Source organism: Fibrobacter sp. UWT2 (assembly GCF_900142545.1).
Taxonomy (GTDB): Bacteria; Fibrobacterota; Fibrobacteria; order Fibrobacterales; family Fibrobacteraceae; genus Fibrobacter.
The window spans coordinates 22253-44053 of the sequence record NZ_FRBF01000006.1 but is presented as its reverse complement, the minus strand read 5'-3'; the positions used below and the strand labels follow the sequence as shown (position 1 = coordinate 44053).

Genomic DNA, 21801 nt, shown 5'->3' with positions numbered 1-21801 from the left:
CAACGATTTACTTTTTCGTAGATTTAGCGGTCTTCGACTTTTTCGACGGTTCACTGGGCGTGTTCACAAACTCCTCGATTTTTTCGAGAGTCTCCGCCGAAAGAATGTGCTCCATGCAGCAGGCGTCCTTGTCGGCAATCGCCTCGGACACGCCGAGCTTGATCAAGAAACTCTTCAGCAGAATGTGACGGTTCAAAATCTGGGACGCCACAAGCGCACCTTCCGACGTGAGTTCGATGCCGCTGTAAGGCTCCTGCGTCACAAGGCCGAGCTTCTTGAGTTCGATTACCGCCTTCGCCACCGACGGCATCTTGACCTTGAGCGCCGCTGCAATGTCGCGGACACGGGCAATCCCGTTTGCAAGGCGCAGCATGTGCACCATTTCCAAGTAGTCTTCAAGGCTCTGGCTTAACTTTACTTGTTCCATAGGACGGCTCCGATTAGATGAAAAACACACCTTATATATTAGTCATAGCTAAATTTAGAAAGCCTCGGCTAATTAGTAAAGGCTAAACTGCGGGAAATGGGGGTATTTTTGCAACAGTTGTCAAGAAATCCTTGACAACTGCATTACGAAGGGGGCGTTTCCCGGCTCGTCCCTCGCCGGGTCGGGCTATACTCGCTACGCTCGCCGAGCCTGTAGTCTCGGCCCTTCGGGTAACTATCCCTAACGCAATTCCCATAAAAACTTTCCATCAACAAATTTCACTTTCAACTCTTTTTCAACTTTGGGAAAATTGTCCGCACTAATTGTCAATTTAAAATTTTTGCTTTCCAAGCCAAATGATGTATAAGAATTACCAGGATCAACTTCCGTTTGCAAACAAAAGCCCTGCTCATGAAATCGAGCTATATCACATAAAGCACAATCATTCGGTTCAATATTTTGTAGCGGCAATTCTATATGAGTCCAAACCAATCTTATTGGAACAAATTGCGGATCATCACAAGAAATCTTTATTGAAACGTTTTTTGCGAGACCTCGTCCTATATTGCTGACCTCCAATCTACGCCAAATTTGTCCGTTTACATTTGTAAATCTGTCGGATAACCCAATTGTCAAAATAGGACGTTGAGAATACTCCTTGTATTCATCTTTCCATAAGGCAACCAAAGCTGCATAAAATGTTGCAAGCGCCACTCCACAATTTATAACAGCACCTTCTGTATCGCAATACTTAGCAACTACAATCATAACTGCTATTCCCCAAAAAGGGAATAAACGAATAATAAATACGGAAAGAGGACTTTTTTTCATAGCAACTCCTAACAGTAAAGAGAATATTAAACTCCTATTACACAAAAACAACAAACACTGAACAACTATTGCTTCAATCCAGAATTGTACAAATTCTGAAACGGCGATAAAAACCGTTCTAAAATACATTTAGCATCTACTCCAAATCAAATCCGCCCTCGAGGATGAATTTTCGGAGATAATCGTCGAGTTTGATTTTAACTTTGGGGATTGATAATTTTCGACCGCTGGTATTTTCAAAATAGCGGGCTGCCGCACTGGTATCCTTGACAGAATTTTTCAGCGCGTCTAATCGACCGTATTCGTTGATGTTTGCCGCGTTAACATCCTGGGACATCAAGACACGGAGCATTTTTTCATCAAATCCAAATGTTTTAGCAAAACGATGGATTTTATCGTCGTGAGCTTTGCCCATATAATCCGTGATGTAATCCCGTAGCGTCTTACCTTTTTCCGGTTTCACATCGCCACTTTGGATGTCGTGCAAGAACATGTCCGCATATTTCTGTTCTTCTTGTGTGAGCGTGGCGAAAGTCTTATGCAATTCGGCTTCGGCTTTTTCCAAATCATCCGCATCAACACCTTTAGTTTGCAGCAACTTGAAAAATTTTTCAAATCGGGAATTCATATAATCTGAATCGATTTTGCCGGTATCAATCGTAGTTAAATAGCCGTCGATATCATAAGGGACGTCGTCGCTACCAGAGCCACTTTTTCCGCTAAACAATTCCTTGTAACGCATAGCAAAAATCAAATATGTCGTCTCGTTTAACGCGAGCGTTATTTCCTGCTTTTTGCCAGAATTGTCTACTTCAACCTTATATGTCAATTTGTCCCAAGTAAAACCTTGAATTCTTGCGGCAGCCAAGTAGTCGTTAAATTCCTTGAAAAGGCTTGCGAATTTCTTCCTTTCGGCAGGATCTTCAGGAAGCTTTTCAAAATTCGGTATTCCCGCTAGTTCAAACAAGTCTTTAATTTGGGCGAAGAAAGAGTTCATCAACAACAAGTTCTTCCCCAATCTTTGTGCAAAAAGGCCCAGGGGTTTGTTGCCGGAATACAATTTTACCGCAGCCTCGATATTCTTTTCCATGGTATGCGGTTTTCTGTAATACTTGATTGTTCCGAACGGTTTTTCGTCTTTTCCGAACAACCTATTCGTGCGGGAGAATGCCTGAATCACATTGGCGTATTCAAGAATTTTATCCAAGTACAAAGTGTTTATCCATTTGGAATCAAATCCTGTCAGCATTTGGTTGACGACAATCAACAAATCTATTTGTTTTTCAGGCTCACGTTCTATCCGTTCGTAAGGCTTCTTGTGCGCAAGCCTTGCGGCGATATCCTTTTTCATTTTCGCCCAAGTGGGAATCGTGAACTTTTGATTATAACGCTCATTATAATCTTCAATCAATTCCTTCAGGCCGTTTTCCTTGATTGTTGCACCATCCTCATTATCGATACTCGGATCAAAAAGGGCGGTTACCTTCAAATCGGGTTTTACTGCTTTAATCCGCTTGTAATATTCCAAGGCTTCGGGAATACTACTGGTAGCAAAAATGGCGTGGAATTTACCATTCTGCGAAAGGACAAACCAATTTTTCAGGATGTCTTCGACAACTTTAGATTGATGAACTTCAGTTCTGTATTGAACGAGCGGGACATAATCCTCAATTCCCTTTGTATAGGAACCGTCACTTTCATAATGCCCGGCCATTGGAACTTTATTCTTGAATTCCAAAAATTTCTTTTTCTTTGCAGAGTTTGCAAAAGCCTCTTCTACTGTTTTTGCCTTCGCCTGTTCCAAAGCCACTTGAGTTCGTAAATCATCGTCAGCAAAGGTCAATACCTTATAAGGGTCAAAGCCGAGAACGTTTCCATCGCGGATGCCATCTGCAATGCTGTAGCGATGGAGTTCATTGCCAAATACGGTTGCCGTCGTATTCTTTTGAACCTGGTTTTCGTCTTGAATGGGCGTTCCTGTAAATCCGAAGAATATCGCTTTCGGGAAAGTGTGCTTGATGGTCAACAGCATATCTCCGAAAACAGAGCGGTGACATTCGTCAACGATAAAGACAATCCGCTTTGAAGTGATAACCGCCAAGTCAGTCGCTTTCAGTTTTTTGAAATCTTCGCTGACATTGCTCATTTTTTGAATGGACGTCACTATCAGCGTATCGGCGGGATTATCGCTCTTGAGTTTTCCGATAAGCACCACCGTATCTTCGGTTTCTTGGACAGTATTTGCCTTTTGCTGTTCCGAAAGCCCAGCCCCCGCAAAGTTGCGGTATTCCTTGAGCGACTGCGTTCCGAGTTCAATTCGGTCCATCAAGAAAACAACCTTGTCAGCATCTTTCGAAGTTGCGATGAGCTGTGCCGACTTGAACGATGTCATTGTTTTGCCGGAACCGGTCGTGTGCCAAATGTAGCCGCCAAGCTGGTCGTCTCCTTCCCACTTGATACTTTTCACCTTGGTAGAAATTTCTCTTGCAGCATAATATTGATAGCTGCGCATGACTTTCAATATGCCATCGGAGCCGTCGGCAACGGTGTAAAAACCAACCATCCAATGAACCATCGGAATAGAAAGCAATGAAGATGCAATATCTTTCCAGTCATTGATGGGCTCGTTGTTGAAATCCGCCCAATGAAAATAGAAGTCGGGATTGAATTTCCCTTCGGGGCCGGGATTCGCGAAATACAATGTTTCGTCAGGATTCATGGCGACAAAGATTTGCACCAGCGCAAATAGCCCTGAAAAAATTCCCTCGTTCGCATATTTTTCGATTTGATAGGCTGCCTGGCTTACAGGAACACCACTCTTTTTGAGTTCTATATGGACGACAGGCATTCCGTTGACAAGGAGCATCAGGTCGCCGCGACGGTCATTGAGAATTTTCGATTTTGTCGGGAACTTGGGTTGTTCCGCGATTTGATAGCGGCTTTGACCACCTTGAATTTCAAGACGGTCATAGATTTTCAAAGAAACTTCTTTGCCAAAATGGGCGGCATCATCAGGATTGTCTCGCGTAATGGCGACACTGCCACCGTTAATAAAGCCGTTTAAGAGCAAGGGCGTTTTCAGGTTATTGATTTGTTCGATAATCTGCTGCATCTCGCCGTCTGTGAGCGGATAATCATTAAGGCGGTCTATGCCGCGATTATTTTCGAACAGAATGTTTGCCCAATTTTGGAGTAGGTCTTTTTCGGTCGGATTCTTGATAATCTCCGATTTCCAGCCGTAATGCGTCAGCAATTCAATGAGCGCATGTTCAAAGTCAATTTCTTTGTTGAAAACCATATTGACCCCTACACAAACATTTTCTCTAGCAATGATTTCTTGATGTTCTTGAGTTTTTCCAGTTTGCGTTGCTGGAGGGAAATGAGGGAATCGAGATTATCTAAATAATTTGCAATTTGAATTTGTTCCTCTTTGCAGGGTATTGGGATAAGAGCTTTTTTCAAATCTCCTATTTTTATACTTTTAAAAGTACTTCCCGTTACACTATCTAAAATCTGAGAAAGAACAATATCACAATGAACAACATGGAATAAATAATTAGAAGCAGCAATCGCTTTATTAGGGCGAAGCGTAAAAACTGATTCATTGATATTCCAATTTTGAGGGTTATTTTTTATTAAATAGCAATCTCCAATGCGTCCTATGCTAGAAAAAAGAAGATCATCTTTTTGAAGATCACTTCGTGCTTGAATAAGTTGTAAAGCGCAATCATCTATTCTATCACATTTTTCATCCAAATATAAATGACCATGTTCAAAATTCTTTATTGTAACATAATAATTTGAACCGCCTGAATTAAGTTTAAAATTATCTCGTGGGTTCAGCCCTGTTGCAATCCTAACAATAATATCATCTAGTTCTTTCCAAACCCAATCGCCAGAGAAGCCGGCGAAGCGGATTTCAGGAACGGTCGCACCTTCTTTGGGGAACATTTTCTCGAGCATTGATTTTTTGACTTGCATCAACTTGTCGTATTTCTTTTGTTCTAACAAAATAAGAGAATCAATATTCGAAAAGAACGAACCTATTTTTTGCTGTTCCTGATTATCTTTTGGTATGACCAAATTCGTTTCTTGTAGAGCTGATTTTGAAATAGACAAAACTTTTACACCCTGCATTAAAGGAAGTAATTGCTTACGATATGCAGAAGAATTCAAATAATATCCTAAAAACTTTGAGCCATATTTTTCTTTTGGTCTACTCGGAATCGTATGCAAACCGGAAAGAAGGATTGCATCATTTACCCCTTGCATTTCCGTACATTTGCCAACGGTTTCATCTTCTGCTGTATCAGCAATAACTATGTCTCCGTCTTGCAAAAAAGAATTTTTGAATTTATCAACAACAAATGCATCGGAAACAAAAGGAATTTTTTCTTCAGCCACATCTATACATTCGCCAAATTTTACAAGAACATCTCCATAATGAATATTTTTCGCTAATCCGCTTTCACTATTTAATTCAGCTCTCGAAAGAGTGTTATTTTGTAAATAGGTAAAAGATTCTCTAAATATCTTATTCACCCACCCGTCTTCAAAACCAGCGAATCGTATTGTCGGAACTTTCTTTGCCTTTTGTTCTATAGTTTTCATTGTAATTGCCCTAGATCCTTCGACTCCGCTCAGGATGACACCGTTATTACACACCCAACAGTTTCTTGAATTCGGCAATGCCCTTCTTGTCGAATTTATCGCCAGTCAGCTCATCCAACATTGCAGAAAGTTCCGTTTCTGTCTGCACAATCTGTTCTTCAACTTCTGCAAATGTGGTGTTGTATTTTTCAGCCAGCTTTTCAAGTTTTGAAGCGAAAACATCAACCACTTTTTCAGGCAATTTCGCCACACCATTTACCAGTGGCACCACCCACTTTTCGTACAGCAATTCATTTGCTTGCTCATCCGTCAATTCTTCAATCGCCTTCTTGGTCGCAAGAATCAACTGCTCGCCTTTTTCCTTAATCTGCTTTTTCAGTTTCTTTTCTTCGCCGTTATCGTCTTGCACCTTCTTGAGAATTTGCAATATTTCAGGCTCCAGGTCTCCCGACTTAATGGTCTTTTTCACCTCGGCCCAGACAAAGGCATCCTTGTCATCATTCACAAAAGGCTTTTCCTTTTCGTCTTCTGGCAGCAGGTCCAACGATTCTTCGTAACCCGAAACAATTTCGGCAAGGCGTTCTTCATCAGCCTTCAGCGAAGCATGTTCTGCCGACAACAGTTTGGACTGCACCAAATCAAAAGGCAGCACATGGCCTACCCAGCCATCTTGAACTTCATATTCCTTGTTGTCCTTTTTCTTGACAACCATGTTCGGATCCACTTGCTTGACCGCCGCAAAGCCTTCCGTCTGGATAATTTCAAGATCAACGGCTATTTTAAGCCATTCATTGTCCAGAATCTGATAAGCTTCGTATGCGTTTACCAAAGGAATATTTTTCAGTCGAGCGAAAATATTCTCACTCAAAACCGATTCTTCCTTGGAAATGTTCGTCGAGCCGTTTAATTCGCCATTCAGGTACTTGTCAAAGCCCTTGAAAGCGGTTGCATACTTTTTGGTAAATGCCAGCACGTCAGCAGAATTCTTTACAGCAGACTTGACATCGGTCGCCTTGATTTTCCAATAACCGCTATTGATTGGCGCTAAAATTTCGCTCTTCAAATTCGGGAACGCATCCCAGTATTCCGCAAGGTCGGCAATTTCTTTATCGGGAATGCCACCGAACATCGATGCGTAAATATCCCAGCTTTCCGTCTTTTCAGACGAATCCACATAGCGCGGGATATTCAAGTTGTAGTCGTTCTCGCGGATTTCGTCACGCGATACCACTCTTGAAAACTTGGGGACATCCAGACGCTTTGTCACGGAATCCACAATCTTCTTGATATCGGAAGCCCGTAACTTGTTGTTCTTGCCAACCTTTTCGAAGCCTTTAGACGCGTCAACAATCAAGACATCCGTGCGTTCCCGCTTTTGTTTCAGGACCATGATAATCGTGGGAATGCCCGTTCCAAAGAAGATGTTTGCGGGGAGCCCGATAATCGCATCGACATGGTTACTTTCAATCAGGTTCTTTCTAATTTCGCCCTCTTCACCACCGCGGAAAAGAACGCCATGCGGAAGCACAATCGTCATGATTCCGTCACTCTTGATATGGAACAAGTCATGCAGCAAGAAGGCGTAATCCGCCTTGCTCTTGGGAGCGAGTCCAAAGCGGGCGTATCTAGGGTCGGCATCTTTATCAGCGGGGTTCCAATTCTGCGAATAAGGCGGATTCGATACGACAGCATCGACATAAAGCGGTTCGTAAGAACCCTTCGGATCGTTCTCGTCAAAATAGGGCCAGTCCTCTTCGAGCGTATCACCGTTTCGAGTCACGATGTTGTCGGGCAGAATTCCACGCATCACCAAATTCATTCGAGTAAGGTTATACGTATTTTCCTTAAGCTCTTGTGCGTAATACTTGATTTTGTCGCTCTTGCCCATGTGCTTCGCGACTGCCTGGCCAATATTGATTAGCAAGGAACCGGAACCCGATGTGGGGTCATATATTTTTATCTCTTTCCGGGATTTCAGGTGATCGGCAACAACTTCCGACATCAAAAGCGAGACCTCGTGCGGCGTGTAAAATTCGCCCGCCTTCTTGCCCGCATTTGCCGCAAAATTCGAAATCAGGTATTCATAGATAAAGCCCAACACATCGTAGTCCTGCTTGCCATCCATCGGAATATCCTTGATAAGATGGAGCAAGTCGCTGATAGACTTTGTCTGCGTGTTGGAAGTATCGCCCAGCTTGGAAAGCCCCGTCTGCAAGGTATCGAACACCTTGTCAAAGACTTTTTTGTGCGAGGGATTGATAAGGCGGCTGAAAGCAGAAAGCGCATCGCGAACGTTCGACACGTTGAAGTCACTTTTCAACTTGAGCCAAGTCGAAAACAGGTTCTCGTACGAGATGAAATAGCCGATGTTCTGCTGGACATTCTTGACGATTTCTTCGTCATCTTCGGTAACAGTATCCAAGTCAGCGTCGGTGTAACCAAGACCCTTAAGATACTTGACCTCTTTATCCGAAAGGAACTTGTAGAAGATGAAACCAAGGATGTAATCCTTGTATTCGTTCGCTTCAATCTTTGAACGCATCTTGTTCGCAGATTCCCAAATCTTCGCCGCCAGCTGTTGCTTGTTCATCGCTATTCCTTATAGGGCGAGAATCACCCCTATTCGGAAGCCTTCAGCGAACCGAAGCTCTTTTTCTACAAAAAAAAGGCGTGGAGTCGCTTAGCGTGCCTATCGCTCTGCGGGCTACCACACCCTTGACTCAATAAGCACAAACGACCCACGCCCCAGATGGGACGTGAGCGTTCGTCTTACTCTCGAGTCATTAGAAAGTGGTAGTTTCAGAGCGAGAATAAGAGACGAATCTCAAAATTTCCGGTCGCCCCAAACCGTGAGGAATGGGGCTATGTCATGGGGAAATAGTAGTAAAAAAGTTGAGCTAGATTCCGGGTCAAGCCCGGAATGACGCATGGAAAGGAGATCCCCGGTCAAGCCGGGGCGTTGCGGGCCGGCGTCTGAGGGCCCGCAGAAGGGGTAGCAGAAGACCCGACTAAGGCGGGTTTAATAGGAGATGCCCGACCAAGTCGGGCATGACACCAGGGAGGGGCCGGGGCTGTAGCGAGGGGAAGTAATTCCCCTTTTATCTAAAAATTTTTGTATATTATCCCCTGACAGGCACTGGCAGCGGAATTCCGTCTGCAAGCCATGACTGACGAATAAGTCGGCCTTTTGGTATATCCCCAACAATTGTTGGGATTTTAGTATATCCAAAGGCCGGCTTTTTTTTGTTTAACTAGAGGTAAAAAATGAAAGAAACCGAAGAAAAAGGTGAAATCGTACTCTATCAGCCGGAAGGTGAAGTCCGGCTGGAGGTGCGTATGGAACGGGAATCAGTATGGCTATCGCAGGTCCAGATGGCAGATTTGTTTCAAAAAGACAGAACCGTTATCGGAAGGCATATCAAAAATATCTATAAGGAAGGAGAATTGTCAAAGGATATCACATGTGCAAATTTTGCACATATGGGTGTTGATGCCGATCAAACTTACAACACAATCCTTTACAACCTTGATGTTATTATATCCGTGGGATATCGGGTCAAGTCCATCGCTGGGACACGTTTTCGTCAGTGGGCAAATAAAGTCCTGAAGGACTACATGCTCAAGGGTTATGCCGTAAATCAACGAATGGTTGCGACTGGAATGCAGATCGCCAATCAGTTTCAGGAACAACGGCAATTAATTGAAAAACAGGGGACGAAACTCGAAAATGTGGACAATCGTCTTTCGACCGTTGAAAAACATATTGATTTCTTTGTCAAAGCCGCCCAAACACCCACAGGAGGCATTCTTGCAACAGGGACTCGGTTTGACGGGCTTGTACTGATTGCGGATTTAGTGAAATCTGCGAAACAGTCCGTGGTGTTTATCGATCCGTATGCAAATATCGAGGTTTTGAAATTTGCCGCGATGCGTGCGAAAGATGTTAAGGCAATCATATATTCCGCACATATCACACCTGAATTTAAGGCAGCCAAGGACATGCACAACAGGCAATATCCCGGCTTGGAACTAAAAACTATGCGCACCATCCATGACCGATTCCTGCTAATAGATGATACCGTTTATCATTTTGGTGCCTCGTTCAAGGACATGGGTAATGAAATGACGGCTTTTAGCGTTTTGAATTTTGTGACACCGGAGGAGGTTATTGCCAAAATTCAGGCAAGTATGAAGGGAAAATAAGCCAGCCATTCCCCTTCACAGAAAAAAAGGACCGCGGCAAAACGCCACAGTCCCCTTTTTGCGCATTATGCGAGGTAATTAGAAGCTGTACACCGTTTCAAGGCCGAAACGCAGAGCATTGTCGTCTTCGTTATCCTGCACGGCAACATCCACCATGCCGAAGGCCGTGATTTCCAGGTTTTCGACCGGAGTGATGTAGACGCGGGCACCGACATCGAACGTAGCAGCGGTATCGTCATCATCATCCAAAGTGTGCGTGTGGTATTCTACAGGAATGCCAACCTTGATGAATTCAGCAAACTTGAAGGCCGGTTCGGCGTACAGGAAGAAGTATTCCGGGATTTCGCCGTTATCAAGGTCGCTAGCATCCTCGGCAGCATCACCTCTGTTGATGAGGGCGTAGAAGGCAGTCGTCTTGATATCAAACATACCCACTTCGAAAGTCGGTTCAACCAAGAAGGCGTGGGCAGTAGAAGTCCAGTCCTGATCTTCCACGACATCGCCATCGTCCATCAGGTAGTCAGCATGGAAGCCATACACAGCCCTGAAGCCGAAACCACCGAGAGAGAGGCCCGCTTCGACACCGGCATGGAGTTCGTTATGCTGAGCGGTCTGGAAGCTCTTATAGTCCACATACGGACGCAAGTGCTGACCGGCGTAGTCGAATTCGTAAGCGGCGTGGACATCATAAACCTTGGCACCTTCTTCATCGGCCCAGTCGTTATCGCCACGGCCAAAGCCAAAGCCGAGAATAAAGCCTGCCAAGTCGATTTCAAAACCGCGGATATCGTGTTCCTTCATACCAGCAGCATTGTCGGCAGGATCGTCGTAGTCATAGTAGGCAACGAATGCACCTTCCGAGAAGGTCAGATCACCCAGCTTGACGGCGAAGAAATCAGCCGGCTGGTACTGAACGTAAGCACCATTGTAAATGGCACCCGGATCAGTGGTTTCGCCATCGGCTTCGAGGCCCACGAACGCAGACCACTTTTCGTTGAACTTGACTTCAAAATTCAGGTCGAAGGTAGAAGCATAGCTGTGGTTCAGGTCATCTTCCGCCCAGACATTGCCTGTGTAAGCATCAAATTCCACTTCGCCATTGTACTTGACTTCCATCTGGGCTTCCGAAGTGCCTTCGTTCATGCTAGCCTTGAGCATGCCGAGAGCGTTACCGGCGGCGTCAGCGACTTCGCCCGGGTTAGTGTTTTCGGCAGGAGCGGATTCAGCGGTTTTTTCTTCGGCAGGAGCGGCAGCGACAGGAGTTTCCTGTGCCGGAGCGGCGGCAGGGGCTTCCTGTGCAGGGGCAGGAGCAGCCTGTTCAGCGGGGGCTGCGGCAGGAGCTTCAGCAGCAGGGGCTGCAGCGGGTGCTTCGGCAGCAGCGGGGGCAGCTTCCTGAGCAAAAGCCGATACGGCGAAGAAGGAAGCGGCTGCAAGGCCGAACACAAGATTAGACGTCAAACGGTTCTTCATTTTTCTCTCCCTTGACGGATTGATTTTCTGTTTTTGTAACACTCCGTCAGGTTTTTTACAAATAGTGCAACAAAAACGCTTGGCTATCGCCTTCTGTGTGCTATTGTTGCAAAATGCGTGCCAAGATGTTTTAGTTTAGTTTCAAAAATTAGACTAATCTAATTCAAGTTTTTTAATTAAGGGCCGGCAGGTTTTGGGCCTACCAGCCCTTAATAGTTCTTGATTCTAAAAGATTAGTCTTCGAATCTCTTTTCCTTGTTGGCTTTCATGCCGAAGAGCTTGAGGAAGATTCCCGTACCCACCAGCGCCACGATGGCAGCGACGATCCACTTGGTATCGCCTCCAACCGGCACCTGATAGAGGAGAACCGCCACAGCCCAAGCAAGAATCGTCTGAACCGTAGCCATGAGGATAGCAAGGCCGAGGCCGATTTCACGGGCTACGACACCCATTGCAGCAAGGCAAGGCACATAGAGCAAGATAAAGATGAGGAATGCGAACACCTGCCAGTTAAAGCCATCCACCGGGTTACCGTTCTTATCCGGGTTGTGGAAGTAAGAGCGGAGGTTAGCGTAGATGTCGGCGGTTTCGGAAAGGTCGCCTTCTTCGAGAGCGCCCATTTCGTCTTCGTCGAGCGTGATGCCAGCAGCAGCGAGCTTTTCGAACACGGCTTCGCGGGTCTTTTCATCCTCTTCTTCTTCGCCGAAGGTAGCGATGGCAGCGAATTCTTCGCAGGTCAGCACCTTGGCATCAGTAATCTTGTCGAGAGTTTCTTTCTTGAGTTCGGCAGCTTCCTGGCCTTCCAATTCACCGGCGGTTCCGAGAATGTCGGTAAGCGAGCCGATGACTTCAGAGAGATTTGCCGGAATCGAGCCGAGAGCTTCGAGCACGGCACCCTTGATATCGGGAGCGCCACCTTCTTCCTCTTCTTCGACAGGGCATTCGTCTACACCGGCGATAAGCGGTTTTTCTTCTGCAGCAGGTTCTTCAGCCTTCGGCTCTTCAGCAGGAGCTTCGGCATTTTCACCCGCCATGGAATACAGCGAGTTCATGGTACCGATAACAGCTTCCTTGGCCAAGAGGCCCGTAAACAGGGACACAGATGCCGGCCAGTTTTCCTTTTCGACTCCGAACGGTTCGAACACCGGCGTAATGGCCTTACCGATTACAGAGAGCAAGCTATTTTCGGAATCACCATTACCAGCCGTAAATTCAAAACCTGCCGGTTCATTGGTCGGAGCATTTTCATCAACAGCCTTCTCCACAATGCCGAAGCTGTTGAGGAAGCCAAGTATTGCAACGGCAAGCGTAATCACCTTACCGGCGCGCCAGATGTAGTCGCGCAGGCGCTGCCAGCAGTGAATCATCAGGGACTTGAACTTGGGCAAATGATACGGCGGAAGTTCCATCACAAAGTTGCTGGCCTGGCCCTGGAACAGGGACTTCTTCAAGAAGAGGCCGTAGGCAACGGCGAACAGCACGCCGGCGAGGTAAAGCAGGAACACGACCGTGCCCGCCATCTTGCCAAAGAATGCTGCAGCAAACAGCGCATACACCGGAAGGCGAGCGCCGCAGCTCATGAACGGCACCAAGAAAATGGTGAGGAAACGTTCACGCTTAGATTCCAACACGCGAGAGCCCATAATGCCCGGCACACCGCAACCAAAACCCACCATCATCGGCACGAAGGCGCGACCCGGGAGTCCAAGGAATCTCATGAAGCGGTCTGCAACGAAAGCCGCGCGGGCCATGTAACCCGAGTCTTCCAAGAAGGAAAGGCACAGGAACATGAAGAAAATCACCGGGATAAAGGTCGAAACCGTCTGGATACCGGCACCGATACCGTCGGCGAGAATAGCGGACACAAAGCCCGGCGCATGGAAGACGTCCGTGAGCACGTAGCCGAGGCCGTCCACAAAGATTGCACCAAACAGTACATCAAAGAAATCAATGAACGCAGAACCGATCGTCACTGCAATCCAGAACACCAGATACATGATGACCAAGAAAATCGGGAGAGCTGCCCAGCGGTTCAAAAGCACAGCATCAAGCTTATCCGAGAAGGTCTTCTTCTCGCGTGCAGCGACAATTGCCTTGCCTGCCACACTGTGCGAAATGGAATAGCGGTTTTCGGCCATCGCAAATTCCGGTTCTTCGCCAAGAATCTTTGTAACGTCGGCCTTGTTAATCTTTACGCCAGCTTCGGCAAACTTGTCGGCATAACTATTCTGGTTGCCCAAATACATGAGCGAAACCCAACGAGCGTCCGCATCCAAGAGCTTTGCGACCGGAGCCACCTTCGGTTCCAAGACCTTAACGGTTTCTTCAATCTTGTCACCATAAACCATCTGTTTCGGGAGCGGCATCGGAGATGCCAGCACATGGCCCATATGGCTGATAAAGTTAGTGACGCTCTTTTCGCTCACAGCGGAAAGCGGAATGCACGGCACGCCGTAAACGTCAGAAAGTTCATCGAGATCCAGCTGAATTCCACGATTTTCGGCGATATCCATCATATTGACGGCAATCACCATCGGGATATGCATATCGGCAAGCTGACTCGTGAGGAACAGGTTACGTTCCAGGTTCGTGGCATCGACGATGTTGATGATCAAGCTTGCTTCGCGGCTAAGCAAGTAATCGACAGCAGCGCGTTCGTCTTCGGCATTTGCGAACAGAGCGTAAGTACCCGGAAGGTCCACCAGGCGAATCTGGCGGTCGCCCAGTTCAAAGTAACCTTCTTTCTTTTCGACCGTCACGCCGGGCCAGTTACCCACATGCTGACGGGCACCCGTAAGGGCGTTAAAGAGAGCCGTCTTACCGCAGTTCGGGTTACCGGCAATAGCAATCGTCAAAAGTTTTCTAGCAGCCATTATACCCTCCTCAGCTTGAGCACGTTCGCTTCTTCTTTACGGAGCGAGAGTCTATAAGAAAGCACGGCCACTTCGATCGGATCGCCGAGCGGGGCAGCTTGCAAGACTTCGATCTGGACGCCACGCACAAGCCCCATCGAAAGAAGCTTGGACTTGTAGCGAGAATCGCCTTCGTTATAGCCGACGATTTCCACCTTGTCGCCCTTTTTGAGTTCCGAGAACTTGGGCTCGGTACTCCACTTTTTCGTTTGCGACTTTCCGCCGCAACCACAATTACAGCTCATGTTACTTTTCACCTGCTTTTTTGCCGTTTTTCGCGGCGGGTTTTAATTTTTTAGCCGACGAAATCGCGTCCGTCGGCTTCACAAAATCTTCAATCTTTCCAAGAGTCTCCGCCGAAAGGATATGTTCCATGCTGCAAGCATCCTTGTCGGCAATCGCCTCGGACACGCCCAACTTAATAAGGAATCCCTTCAGAAGAATATGACGGTTCAGAATCATTGCGGCAACGCGTTCGCCCTCTTCGGTGAGTTCCACGCCGCTATAGGGTTCCTGCCTCACAAGGCCCATCTTCTTGAGTTCCACCATGGCCTTTGCAACCGACGGCATTTTCACGCCGAGAGCCGCCGCAATATCCTTGACACGGGCAAGCCCGTTCGCCAGGCGCAACATGTGCACCATTTCCAAGTAGTCTTCTAAGCTTTGAGTCAGTTTTGTATGGTCCATTTTAACCAGCCTTATTTAGACGCGGCTAATATAGTTTAATAAATCTAATTAGGCAAGGCTAAAATTATTACCGAAAGCGTATTTGTTTAGACAAAACTAATATTATAAGAAAAAATTTACATTTATTTCGCGATTTTGCCCTTGTTTTTGTAGTTAGATTTATCTAACTTTTAATTAGCCAAGTCTAACTCTGGTTGTTGCCATAGCATTCAGATTCGGGCTTGCTAGGTTGAATCAAAAAAATCCAATTCCCTCTTTTGTGTCTCTTTGGGAATAAAGGTGCCCCCGCTCAAGTAGCTCTGAGCGGGGGCATTTTTCGTTAATTTAGGCGATTTTCGCCGATTTTTTGTGGTCCTACACCGGTTTTAGCGGGGTCATACTCTTGGCACAGATTCCCATGGTCGAGAGGTTGTGCAACAAGGCCGAGGTCGAGGGCGCCAAGAAACCGAAGAAGCCTGCCGCCAGTAACGACGTGTTGAAGGCCACAATAAAGCGGTAATTCGCCTGGATACGTTCCATAAGCAGCGTACTCAACGTACGGAGTTCGGCGAGATCGCGCAAATCTTCACTGCGGAGCGTCACATCTGCCGTTTCGCGGGCAATATCGCTGGCGTCACTCATAGCAACCGACACATTCGCGGCGGCAAGGGCGGGCGCATCGTTGATTCCGTCGCCCACCATAATCACGCGGCGGCCTTCGGCCTTCATCTTTTCCACATAGCGGTGCTTGTCTTCGGGCAGCACCTGCGCAAAGAAGGTGTCAATGCCCAAAAGTTGAGCTGTACGTTCAGCAGCTTTCTGGCTATCGCCGGTAATCATCGCCACATGCTTGATTCCGCGTTCACGGAGCATGCGGATAGCTTCGGCGGCTTCGTCACGCGGAGGGTCGCTAATGCAAAGCACGCCCGCAAGGTTCCCGCCAATGGCCAGGTAAATCACGGATGCGGCTCCGGCGAGTTCATCAATCTTTTTCTGTTCCGCCTCGCCCACTGCAATTTTCTCGTCTTCCACTACGAAATGCTTGCTACCGATAATAGCGCGTTCGCCGTCGAGAGTCGTCGCAATTCCATGTGCCACAATGTACTTCACGTCAGCGTGTTCTTCTTCGTGGTCGATTCCCCTTTCGGCAGCCCCGCGCACAATGGCGCGCGCCATGCTATGCGGGAAATGCTCCTCAATGCAGGCCGCAATGCGCAGAATTTCTTCTTCGCTGCGGTTTCCGAACGGAATCACGCGTTCGAGTTTCGGTTCCGCCTTGGTGAGCGTTCCCGTCTTGTCGAAAACGATGGTGCCTGCAAGCGCGAATTCTTCCAAGTACTTGCCGCCCTTCAAGGTCATGTTGCGGTCGGCCGCCTCGCGCAGTGCCGAAATCACCGAAATTGGCGTTGAAAGCTTGATGGCGCAAGAATAGTCCACCATCAGAATCGAGACGGCCTTGGTGATGTTGCGCGTAAACAGGAGCGTGAGCCCGAATCCGATAAAGCTGAACGGTACAATTCCATCGGCAAGGCGTTCGGCGCGGCTCTGGATAGAGGCCTTCAGGTCTTCGGAGCGATCGATAAGCTCAATAATCTTCTGAATCTTAGTATTGCCACTCACGGCACGCACCGACACGACAATCGAGCCCTCATCTACGATGGTGCCCGCAAAAACGGACTTACCGACCGTCTTATGAACCGCCTGCGATTCGCCCGTCATAGTCGCTTCGTTCACAAAGGCGTCGCCTTCGGTAACGGTTCCATCCACCGGAATCATGCTGCCGGAACGCACACGCACAAGGTCGCCCACCTGAACATCCTGCATGCGCACCTGAACATCGACGCCATCGCGAACGACCCACACCTTGTCCACCTTCACGGCAAGGCTTGCAGTAAGGGCTGTGCGGGTACATGCCTTAGTATAATCTTCCAAGAGGCTACTTACGTTCAGCAAGAACATAATGGTTCCCGCCGATTCGTAATTGCGCTGCAGGATGCTCGCTCCGATAGCGGCTCCATCTAACACCTCGACAGAAAGCTTTCCTTCACCAAGGCAATTCAAGCCCTTAGCCACAAACTTGAGGCCCCTGTAAATCAGGTGCACCGTGCGGATAGGAGCCGGAATAAACAACTTGGCCAAGTAACGCCGCGCAATCATGAACGCGAGCTTATTCTTGAAATCAGTATCAATAGCCTGCAGCTGATATTCGGTATCGGGTTCAATTTCCGGAAGATTTGCAATGTTCAGATTTCGAACGAAATCAATCACCTGTTCACGATAGCCATCTTCGTATTCCAGCAGAATACCGCCGTTTTCCGAATGGACTACCGCTTTCTGGACATAAGGTTCACTCACGCATGCCATGTGGATGCGCGGTTCATGCATTTTTTCAAATGCGTAGGCCCCCGCCCGAAAGCGGATTCGCCCCGGCTGATCGTAAACAATCTTGAATTTCATGGATTACTTCGCTTCTGCTTCTTTCTTTGCGTCGTTGCAGATGTCGGCAGCTTCGTCCTTCATGTCTTGGAAGGTGGCCTTAGCGTCGGCAGTGAACTTCATGCCCTGAGCAAGTCCCTTGACGGCATATTCGCGAGTTTTGGGAGCCTTGAGGATTTTCTTTGCAATAGCGGAGCCTACAGCACCAGCCATCACCAACCAGAACTTTTCATTTTTCCATACGGACATAGTTTACTCCTTTTGTTGATTGTTTGTCACTATAAATCTATCTCTTTTTCTCACAAAAAACAACTTACATACAAACTAATAAACAGACTTAGAGCCTTAGTCCCATAAGCTTTCCAAGCGACTAACAATGTTGCAAATTTGAAATTTAGTTGACAACTTGCAACTTAGTTAGTAGTGATACAACTTAGTTAGAATGAACTACCTAAAACTGTATCTAATCTTAGTCGCGAAAGTGCGTCCCGGTTTAGATTCTCCATACTTATCGTAAACGGTTTCGTCCATAAAGTTATCGACTTCAAAGCTCCAAGCGAGTTTGTTTTCCCACACGGAATATTCAATACCTAAATCCTGCGTGAACGATGCATCGATTTTTCTGCTTTGGCGGGAACTGACTTTCCAGCCGTAATAGTATTCATCGGTGTAATTTGCAGCCCACCAGAACTTGACAAAATCGTTCTTGTTGAGTATATCACCCATGTGGAATTCGGCCATATAATTCATAAAGAACCGAGGAATGTTCGGGATGATTGCATCTTCTAGAATTCCCTGCTTTGCATTATAATCGATATTGCGCAAATCCTGGAAAGTCCAGTTCGTCCCGAGCAGCACCCATTCATTCACATCGAGTTTTACGTCGCCTTCGTAGCCCCAGCCGCGAATCGGGTCCATGTTAAAGTACGGCACCGACATTTGTGAAGTTCCCATATAATGGATGCGGTTCTTGTAATAGGAATAGAATACGTCTCCGTCAAATCGGAATCGCGCAAACAACGGGATTTCTTGCAAATCAAGAGACAGGCCCACGTTAAAATTGTCTGCTTCTTCGGGTTTGAGGTTTGTCGCAGCACTCACGCGCACTCCATCGCCAAAGAGTTCGTCAGGCGTGGGCAAGCGCACCGCATGCTGGTAGGAGCCCTTGACCGAAAGCGGCTTTACAATTCTAAACATCAAGCTTTCATCGTAACTGAAATCCGTATAATCGTTCGATTCTACAGAAGCCTGCTGCAACAAGCTCGTCGATGTGTTAGAAATTTCAGCCTTCAAGTAGTGAAATTTGAAACCAAGTAAGTTCTGCAACCTAGAATCAAAGAAATTATCTTCAAGCGAAAGGCCCGTCGTCACAGAAATTGTCTTTCCCGGGAAACCCGCCGTATTGAAACCCACCATTTCAGAGCCCACATCATCTTCAGGGTCTTCCTTATGATACCTGAAAAGAGTATTCCAGTAAACAAACTGATTCTTGATGAACTGATAATCTAAATTCAACAAATTGTTGAAGTCATAAGCCTGAACAGTCCTCAGTTTCGGGAGTCCCATTGACGAAAGTTCGCCCACATTTTTCTTTGCCGTATCGCAAGCATACCAGTTGCGGCAGTGCACTCGGCTCGTATCAACGACTTTATTTTCGCCATACCCGAACGAAAAATGGTTTCCAAAATTCAAGTCTTTCACAAAGACATTCTTCTTGTCAAGCCCGAATGTCGCTCCAAAATTGTACCCTTCGGACATCGCTTCCACAATGCGGTTTGCATCGCCCTGAATTTCCTTCTCAAACGCACCGTAGCTTACACCCAGCGAAACCTGGTCAAACCAAGCATTCATCAAGTTTGCAAAAGCCTGTACATTGTAAGAGGTGTAATGGTCGTGATCGCGAACAATGCTCGTGTCTTTGCCCGTAGAACTTTTCATATAAGGCGAAGTAAATTTGTAATCGTTGTCGGAATGGTTAAAATACCCCGACACACCCACTTCCAAGCCTGCGCCACCCACAATACTATCCACCAAGTGGCTCGCCGTTACAGAAGCCTTGTGCGTATTAAAACTCGAAAGGCTGTAAGAAGCGTCAATCGAATTGGCAGGACGTTTCTTGGTAATGATATTGATAGCACCGCCTGCGCCATCCGTTGCAAAACGTGCCGGAACATACCCCTTATAGACTTCGATATCGGCAATTTGATCAATAGGAATATCGTCAAGGCCCAAGTTGCCCTGTGTTTCGACAGGAACACCGTTCACGAGCACCTTGATATTCTTGCCTTCCATGCCGCGAATGTTGATTTTACCTTCGCTGCCCACGCCACCGGACTTGCGCACCTTAACGCCCGAAGCGGAATTGACCGCCTTCGAAACGGTCTTGCTCGTATTCTGCATTTCGGCTGCGTCAATCGTCGCCACAGACTCCGCTTTTTTAGCTTGCTTCGCCTGTTCCGCTTCTATTTCAGATTCCACCGAAAGTTCATCTAGCTGCGTGACGTTTTTTTCTTCTAGAAAATCGTCTATCGAGGTAATTTCATCATCTTGAGCACGGACCGAAACCGCACCAACCGTAGCAAATATAAGGGCAAGCGTAGTTGCTTTGTAAATAAACATCTTTTTCATCGCAGCGCAATTGAGCAAATTTTCGCTCAAAATTCTACTCCAAATAGGCTGCTAAAAACCCGAATAGTTTTTTCCTTTTCATAAAGCAAAATCCGCTCTCGCCTGAGCAAGAACGGAAGTTTGTGTTTATGAGGATATTGAGGTTTTATGGAGAATTTTTCTTACTTGAGAGGCACAATCCACATCGGAATCGGTTCCACCGTAGCAATCTTTTCGGCCTTTTCCGTCTTCGGGTCATAACGGAAGTAGGCATTGCCGTCTTCTTCAGTAGACACAGCAAAAATCACGGTACCGTCTTCATCAATGTACTTACCGTAGCTAGCCCAGCTAGAAGAATAGCCGATCGGCAGAGCCTTCATAGTCTTCTTGGCAAGATCGATTTCCACCGGCTTGCAAGTGTTATTGTGGTAGCTATCCATATCGGTCCAAACCTGCTGCAGGTCCACCATCACGTTCAAGAATGCATAAACCTTAGTACCATTAGCATAAGTAGTGGGGCTCAGGTACTTGAAGTTATCCTTCTTGGTAACACCATCGATAGCGACTTCCTTGGTCACGAGCCAAGCATAGTCCTTATCGAACTTGGTTTCACCCACCTTGATGCGCAGGAAGCCGTCAACCTGGCCCGGAGCGTAGCCCCAGGAGGCGTTACTGTAGCAGTAAATGTAGCCATCAGCAACAATGAACGCCTGATTCTGAGAGTCGTCCAGCGAACCCACGGCTGCAACGCGGTCATCTTCAGCCACGGCTATCACAGAATCCTTCTCAACGTCAATGATAGCAACCTGAGCCTTGTTGCCAGTTGCATAGTCGCTCACATTCTGCAAGAGGCCAACATAGAGGCGACCATCTACAATCACGCCAGTACCCGGGCTCACCACGAGAGCGTCATCACCCTTGTACTTGGAAAGATCAATTGCACCGGAGGTTTTCATGGTCTTCGGATTAATGATAAGGAGCGAGTCAAGCATGCCGCCCAAATAGGCCTTTTCTTCGTTCACAAAGTAAATGTGGTTCACCCAAACGCCCGGGAGCGTAAGTTCAGCAGACTTTTTACCGATCTTGTTATTGTCATCGAGGCTGTAGCGAGCAATGGAACCGATGTCAAGGTCCGCAATGAACAGAGATCCATCATAATAAACGACGCCTGCGCGGGTGCCGACTTCGATATAGTCCTTGCCCAAATCACCGGTGTGGTCCAGAGACATGGTGCCAATGAACATCGTTTCGCCCGAAGCGATCGATGTTGCGAATTCACGCTTGTATTCGCCCTTTTCTTCTTTCTTAGAACTGCTAGAGGCGTCCTTGCTATCGCTAGACTTTTCAGTCGAAGAACTGGACTTATCCTCGCTATTGCCGGACTTTTCGGTCGAAGAGGAAGAGAGTTCCTTGTCGTTGTCAGAGCTTGCCGAAGAGGAATCGTCGCAAGCAACCAGCATACCGAGCGACACGATGAGCGCCGCCAAGAATCTTTTTTTCATATTAGCTCCTGAAATGGTGCGGGAAAAACCGCGGTTGTTAATTTCGCGGAGCATTTTAGAAATGATTTGAGGGGTGTTCTACTCCAAACGGAGGTGGAAAAATCCGTTTGGATTTTTAAGGAGGAAATCGTCTTTT

The 21801-nt window shown here is 47.0% G+C and carries 14 protein-coding genes; 1 reads left to right on the top strand and 13 read right to left on the bottom strand.

Annotated elements, in window-relative coordinates; all coding sequences use genetic code 11:
• Nucleotides 1-7: 7 nt before the first annotated feature.
• From BUA40_RS05715 to BUA40_RS05695, 5 genes are all read right to left on the bottom strand, one after another.
• Nucleotides 8-427, bottom strand: a complete 420-nt coding sequence (locus BUA40_RS05715; RefSeq protein WP_072799392.1) for a metal-dependent transcriptional regulator — start codon at nucleotides 425-427, stop codon at nucleotides 8-10.
• A gap of 240 nt (nucleotides 428-667) precedes the next feature.
• Nucleotides 668-1258, bottom strand: coding sequence for a hypothetical protein (locus tag BUA40_RS05710; protein ID WP_143149705.1), 591 nt, complete (start codon nucleotides 1256-1258; stop codon nucleotides 668-670).
• A gap of 136 nt (nucleotides 1259-1394) precedes the next feature.
• Nucleotides 1395-4556: a type I restriction endonuclease subunit R, EcoR124 family gene (locus BUA40_RS05705; RefSeq protein WP_072799387.1), complete on the bottom strand. Its 3162-nt coding sequence runs from the start codon at nucleotides 4554-4556 to the stop codon at nucleotides 1395-1397.
• An 8-nt stretch (nucleotides 4557-4564) separates the two neighbouring features.
• Nucleotides 4565-5869 (bottom strand): restriction endonuclease subunit S, encoded by a 1305-nt coding sequence (locus BUA40_RS05700; RefSeq protein WP_143149704.1) that lies wholly within the window; start codon nucleotides 5867-5869, stop codon nucleotides 4565-4567.
• A gap of 46 nt (nucleotides 5870-5915) precedes the next feature.
• Nucleotides 5916-8459: a type I restriction-modification system subunit M gene (locus tag BUA40_RS05695; RefSeq protein WP_072799383.1), complete on the bottom strand. Its 2544-nt coding sequence runs from the start codon at nucleotides 8457-8459 to the stop codon at nucleotides 5916-5918.
• Between the two features lie 674 nt (nucleotides 8460-9133).
• Between BUA40_RS05695 and rhuM the strand changes: the two genes are divergently transcribed.
• Nucleotides 9134-10072 (top strand): virulence RhuM family protein, encoded by a 939-nt coding sequence (rhuM, locus tag BUA40_RS05690; RefSeq protein ID WP_072799380.1) that lies wholly within the window; start codon nucleotides 9134-9136, stop codon nucleotides 10070-10072.
• Nucleotides 10073-10150: 78 nt separating this feature from the next.
• Here the strand turns inward: rhuM and BUA40_RS14535 are convergent, their stop codons facing one another.
• From BUA40_RS14535 to BUA40_RS05650, 8 genes are all read right to left on the bottom strand, one after another.
• The gene (locus BUA40_RS14535; protein ID WP_083585299.1) at nucleotides 10151-11542 is read right to left on the bottom strand and encodes a hypothetical protein; all 1392 of its coding nucleotides are present in this window, start codon (nucleotides 11540-11542) and stop codon (nucleotides 10151-10153) included.
• A gap of 233 nt (nucleotides 11543-11775) precedes the next feature.
• Nucleotides 11776-14415: a ferrous iron transport protein B gene (gene feoB, locus BUA40_RS05680; protein WP_143149703.1), complete on the bottom strand. Its 2640-nt coding sequence runs from the start codon at nucleotides 14413-14415 to the stop codon at nucleotides 11776-11778.
• Nucleotides 14415-14699 carry a FeoA family protein gene (locus BUA40_RS05675; protein WP_072799378.1) on the bottom strand — a complete coding sequence of 95 codons (285 nt, stop codon included), beginning with the start codon at nucleotides 14697-14699 and terminating at the stop codon, nucleotides 14415-14417. The genes feoB and BUA40_RS05675 overlap by 1 nt, the downstream gene beginning before the upstream one ends.
• A gap of 1 nt (nucleotide 14700) precedes the next feature.
• On the bottom strand, nucleotides 14701-15141 hold the full coding sequence (locus BUA40_RS05670; RefSeq protein WP_072799375.1) for a metal-dependent transcriptional regulator: 441 nt from the start codon (nucleotides 15139-15141) through the stop codon (nucleotides 14701-14703).
• A 354-nt stretch (nucleotides 15142-15495) separates the two neighbouring features.
• Complete coding sequence (locus tag BUA40_RS05665) at nucleotides 15496-17577, bottom strand: heavy metal translocating P-type ATPase (RefSeq protein ID WP_072799372.1); 2082 nt, start codon at nucleotides 17575-17577, stop codon at nucleotides 15496-15498.
• A gap of 3 nt (nucleotides 17578-17580) precedes the next feature.
• Entirely contained in the window at nucleotides 17581-17805 is a 225-nt protein-coding gene (locus BUA40_RS05660) for a DUF1490 domain-containing protein (protein WP_072799370.1), read from the bottom strand.
• A gap of 198 nt (nucleotides 17806-18003) precedes the next feature.
• Nucleotides 18004-20184 carry a TonB-dependent receptor gene (locus BUA40_RS05655; protein ID WP_255369222.1) on the bottom strand — a complete coding sequence of 727 codons (2181 nt, stop codon included), beginning with the start codon at nucleotides 20182-20184 and terminating at the stop codon, nucleotides 18004-18006.
• A gap of 161 nt (nucleotides 20185-20345) precedes the next feature.
• The gene (locus BUA40_RS05650) at nucleotides 20346-21665 is read right to left on the bottom strand and encodes a hypothetical protein (protein WP_143149702.1); all 1320 of its coding nucleotides are present in this window, start codon (nucleotides 21663-21665) and stop codon (nucleotides 20346-20348) included.
• Nucleotides 21666-21801: the final 136 nt, after the last annotated feature.